This is a genomic window from Paraburkholderia sp. UYCP14C, assembly GCF_004197395.1.
Lineage (GTDB): Bacteria > Pseudomonadota > Gammaproteobacteria > Burkholderiales > Burkholderiaceae > Paraburkholderia.
In genome coordinates this window covers 1-4,080 of sequence record NZ_SELS01000166.1, presented here as the reverse complement: position 1 = coordinate 4,080, position 4,080 = coordinate 1, and the positions used below count along the sequence as shown (strand labels likewise).

The 4,080-nt window shown below is 64.2% G+C and carries 4 protein-coding genes and 2 pseudogenes; all 6 read left to right on the top strand.

From position 1 onward, the window contains the following. Positions 1-364 precede the first annotated feature (364 nt). On the top strand, positions 365-946 hold the full coding sequence (locus EVC45_RS43630) for an HrpB1 family type III secretion system apparatus protein (RefSeq protein WP_129964236.1): 582 nt from the start codon (positions 365-367) through the stop codon (positions 944-946). A 52-nt stretch (positions 947-998) separates the two neighbouring features. Further along, positions 999-1,397: a type III secretion protein HrpB2 gene (locus tag EVC45_RS43625; protein ID WP_129964235.1), complete on the top strand. Its 399-nt coding sequence runs from the start codon at positions 999-1,001 to the stop codon at positions 1,395-1,397. A 66-nt stretch (positions 1,398-1,463) separates the two neighbouring features. Then, the gene (sctJ, locus tag EVC45_RS43620) at positions 1,464-2,264 is read left to right on the top strand and encodes a type III secretion system inner membrane ring lipoprotein SctJ (RefSeq protein ID WP_248295523.1); all 801 of its coding nucleotides are present in this window, start codon (positions 1,464-1,466) and stop codon (positions 2,262-2,264) included. Then, on the top strand, positions 2,231-3,070 hold the full coding sequence (locus tag EVC45_RS43615) for a type III secretion protein HrpB4 (protein ID WP_248295522.1): 840 nt from the start codon (positions 2,231-2,233) through the stop codon (positions 3,068-3,070). The genes sctJ and EVC45_RS43615 overlap by 34 nt, the downstream gene beginning before the upstream one ends. Continuing rightward, positions 3,055-3,860: pseudogene (gene sctL / locus EVC45_RS43610) on the top strand (type III secretion system stator protein SctL). Before EVC45_RS43615 ends, sctL begins: the two are co-directional and overlap by 16 nt. Beyond that, positions 3,857-4,080, top strand: a pseudogene (locus EVC45_RS43605) (EscN/YscN/HrcN family type III secretion system ATPase); the annotation flags it as partial. The pseudogenes sctL and EVC45_RS43605, both read left to right, overlap by 4 nt.

The following is a 4,080-nucleotide window of genomic DNA, read 5'->3' as shown; positions in this document are numbered from 1 at the left end:
AGCTTGTTCATCGCGGCTCCTCAAATCGGTCAAGGCGACACTCTAACCGATCCTTGAGCGCTATTTGCACCACAACCTCTGCTTGAAACCCGCAATCGGTTGTCCGACAACTCTAACCGATTCGCCGATCTATTTGCACCGGAGCCGTTGATGCGAAGCAGGCAACTGGTAAGCGAACAGGCAGCGAATGATGCCGGCGCTTCGCGTAGATCTATGTTGTTTCGTGTTTCGCGTGTCGCGCTCGATGTGTGCAGGTACCGTGTCGATTACAGTGCTTTGTTCATGCAAAGTCGTGCACTTGGTCCGCCACGCTTCATGCCGCGCGCATTGTCGACTGGACCGCCACCAGCAGGAGTTTCTCGCCATGAGTGCCATCGCCACACCGGATTACCTCAACTGCAGTCAGGCCATAGTGGGCGGCTTGATCGAGACATTATCGTGTGCGCTGCTAAATGATTTTCCGACGCTTGAGGTGGATCCATGCGACATCGAAATGACGCTCGACGCATTGCGTCTGTTGCGCCCGCGTATCGCCGAGATCGACACGATGGAGGCTGTGTTCTATATGCAGCGCGGCCACTGGGATCGCGCGATTCATGTGTGCTCGCGTGTGATCGATAGCGCGCCGCATGTCTCGTATGCGAAGGCGCTACTCGCGTTCTGCCTCTCCGTGAAGGGCGATGCCGGCTGGCGCCACTGTGCGAGTGAGGCGCTCGCACAGAATCCAGATCGCGACACGCGGCAGCTCGTGCGCGCGCTCGAAGCCCGCAGCGACCTGCGCGAGGCGATTCGAGCCTGTAGCAATGGCGGCCTCTTCAAGGTGCCGCCATCTGTCGCCGAGCTCAACGACGAGCTGCAAGAGGAGCCTCCCGCCGTGGTGCCGCTGTCCGTGGCCGGCTACAGTAAGGACCAGGCACTCGAGCAACAAGGCTATCTGCGCATCTGAGCCCGGCGGGACGGCTGCGTCGTCAGACACCACTTATCGCAAACGGCTGACCATGGTACTTTCTGTCACGAACCAGCGGATCTCGGCCGCACTGCTAGCGGCCGCGCCCGCATCGCACGCGACCGGCGGAGACGCGTCGCTGCAGCAGGCCGGCGACCGCTTCGAGGCGCTGATGCGCAACGTGCGCATGGCGCCGCCAGATCATCGCGGCGATATGAGTACCAGTGTGATCGCGCAGATGGCCGCATCGCAGGACGCGGCGATCCAGAGGTCGGTGAATGACGTGCTCGCGCTGTCCTCTCAGGCAAGCAGCATGTCGGGGCAGGAAATGACCGCCGCCGCGATGAAGGTGGCGCTGGAACTCGCCAGCATGCAGCTTGACATGGAGGCCAGGATGGGCGTGGTCAAATCGTCGAGGTCGTCAGTTGAAACGTTGATGAAGAATCAATAGGTCATGCCAGAAACCACGCAAGCGACGAATGCGGCAGCCGGGCCGCTCATGGCCGAGGTTCGCACAATGCGCGCCGCTCGCACCATCTGCGCGGCGGCGCTGCTCGGATGCATCGCACTGGCCGGCTGCCAGAAGGAGCTGTATCGTAATCTTACAGAACTGGATGTGAACGAAATGATGGTGGCGATGCTTGAGCAGGGCGTCGACGCATCCAAAAGCACCACCGACAACGGCAAGACTTGGACGCTCGAGGTCGACGACGGGCAACTGGTTCGCGCGATGCAGGTGCTGCGCGAGCGCGGCCTGCCGCACAGCCGGTACGACGATCTGGGCAGCCTTTTCAAGAAGGATGGCCTTATTTCGACGCCGACGGAGGAACGCGTACGCTTCATTTACGGCTTGTCGCAGGAGCTATCGGCGACGCTCTCAAAGATCGACGGCGTGATAGTCGCGCGCGTGCAGATCGTCCTGCCGAACAACGATCCGCTGGCGCAGCAGATGAAGCCTTCGACGGCATCTGTATTCATCAAGTACCGGCGGGATTCCGACGTGAACACGCTGGTGTCGCAGATCAAGACGCTCGTGATGCACAGCGTCGAGGCTCTGACCTATGATGCGGTAAGCGTGATCGCGGTAGTCGCCGATCCGGTCGATTTGCCAATGGCCACGCCGGCGCAGACATTGCGGTTGCCCACGCTCCTCCCCGCAGTGCTGGTATTTCTCGTCGGCGCCGTGAGTCTCTTTCTGTGGCTGCGGCGCGGTATGCTGGTCGGACGCGCAAGCACGCCGTTTTATTCGCGGATTAACGCGCGAATCAATGCGCTCGCCGGCAAATGGCGGCGAGCGAAACCGTCTTCGGCTGCGTGATGCCGGGAGGGACTCTGCCCGCGCCTTCCGCGTCGGGGCCTGCGGCGCCTCGCGCGGTCTCTTGTATCGCGGCCACCGCAGCCTTTCCGTTTGCGCGCACCGCTGCCGCGTGGCAGCGCAATGCAAGCGAGGCCGCGCGCTGGGCACATCCGTCGTGGTGGGCACCCGCGCTCGATTTGTCCGCGGCCGTAATCTCCGCGTCATTTGATGCACTGCGCGAAGCGCTGGCGAGTGCGCACGCCGACTCGCTTGCCGCGTGTTCGCGGGCGCTGTTGCATACGGCGGGCGCGGCTAGGCCGAGGTTCGACGGCTTGCGTGCGCCGGATCCCGCCGTGCTCGACGCATTGCCGGTGGACGACGGCCTGCGCGTGCTGCACATGCGCGCGCTGCTATGGCGCCGCGCCGAAGTGCGGCGGCTGATCGACAAACAGAGCCGCCTGCGCCTCGCGCAATGGATCGGCGTGCGGCTGGGCGCGGCTCACGCCCCGGTGGCTCATGTTTCGGCTAACGCGACCGATGTGGCGCTCCTCGTCGCGCATGGACAGCTACCTGCGCTCGAAGAGATGGACGAAGAGCGGCTCGCCTGTGAGGGCTACGCGCTGATCGTGCGGGATATGCACGGGCCGGCACAGTCCGCGATGCATGCTTGCGCGCCTCGCCCATGCTCATTATTGCGTCTTGCGTTGCCGCGCGACCTGCCGCCGTGGCCCGGCACGAGTGGGCTTGAACTCGACGGGAGCGGCGCCGGGCTTTTCTTTGCGCAACTTCTCGAATTGTTTCCGGAGTGGGAATGGCTATTTGGCTGAGATCCGACCGGCTGCTGCGCACGGACAGTGGCAGCCACGGCGAGCGGCACGGCGGTGGCCATGTCGGCGCACATGCGGAGTCGTTCCGCCCGCCGCCTTCGGGGCGCTGATGGAACTGGACGCCGCTTACGCGCAGCTCGCCGCCGATCGTGACGCCACTTTCGCCGCCGCGCGCGACGAGTATGAGCTCGCCGGCACGCGCGGTTACCGCGACGGTGAGCAGCGTGCGCTCGCCGACTGGGTCGAGCGGCTTGCGGATGCCGGCGCCGGACAACGCCGGGCGCAACTGAAAATGCGCGAGCGGATTGCGAGCATCGTCACCATGGCCGTCGAGCAGATTGTGCGAGTGCAGCATGCCGATCAGCTGTTCGAGCGGGCGCTGTCGGCGGTGGACCGCATCGTTGAAGGCGCGACTTGGCTGCGCGTCGCCGTGAGCCCGGTCGACTGCGACAAGGCCTCCGTTGCGTTCGAGCGGCTCTGCGCGCGCTGGCGCGATCTCGGCAGGCCGTTTCCGCTGTCGGTTGTCGCGGACAAGCGGCTCGCGCCCGGCAGTTGCCTGTGCGAGTCCGATCTCGGCGTAATCGACGCAAGCCTCGCGACGCAAATGCGGGCGATGAGGCTTGCGGTCTCGCGCGCACTCAAGCAGACGGCAGGCGAACTGGACGGACTCTCCCCGTATGGGCCCACAGCACTGGCAAACGCGACCGCAACAGAAGAAGCAACGGCGGACCGCCACACCGCTGAACTCGCCGATACAGGCGACGACTGCAACAACGAGGGCTGGCGATGAGCTCGCCGCGCGCGGCCGGCATGGTCCGCATCGGCCATACGTACGACGTCAACGCCCCCGACGACGTTCTGCTCACGCACTTCGATGCGCAGGGCCTCGCCGATACCATCGAACAGGAAATCTTTTCGATAGAGGGCATAGCCCGGACCGGCAAGGTGCTCGAGGTTATCGGCATGCTCGTCAAGGTAGCCGGGCTCGATGTGATGCTTGGCGAGCTGTG

What these genes read in the sequence shown, in the direction of transcription:
- sctJ (WP_248295523.1), top strand. Translation starts at nt 1,464, where the DNA reads ATGCGCGCCGCTCGCACCATCTGCGCGGCGGCGCTGCTCGGATGCATC.
- EVC45_RS43615 (WP_248295522.1), top strand. Translation starts at nt 2,231, where the DNA reads ATGGCGGCGAGCGAAACCGTCTTCGGCTGCGTGATGCCGGGAGGGACT.
- EVC45_RS43630 (WP_129964236.1), top strand. Translation starts at nt 365, where the DNA reads ATGAGTGCCATCGCCACACCGGATTACCTCAACTGCAGTCAGGCCATA.
- EVC45_RS43625 (WP_129964235.1), top strand. Translation starts at nt 999, where the DNA reads ATGGTACTTTCTGTCACGAACCAGCGGATCTCGGCCGCACTGCTAGCG.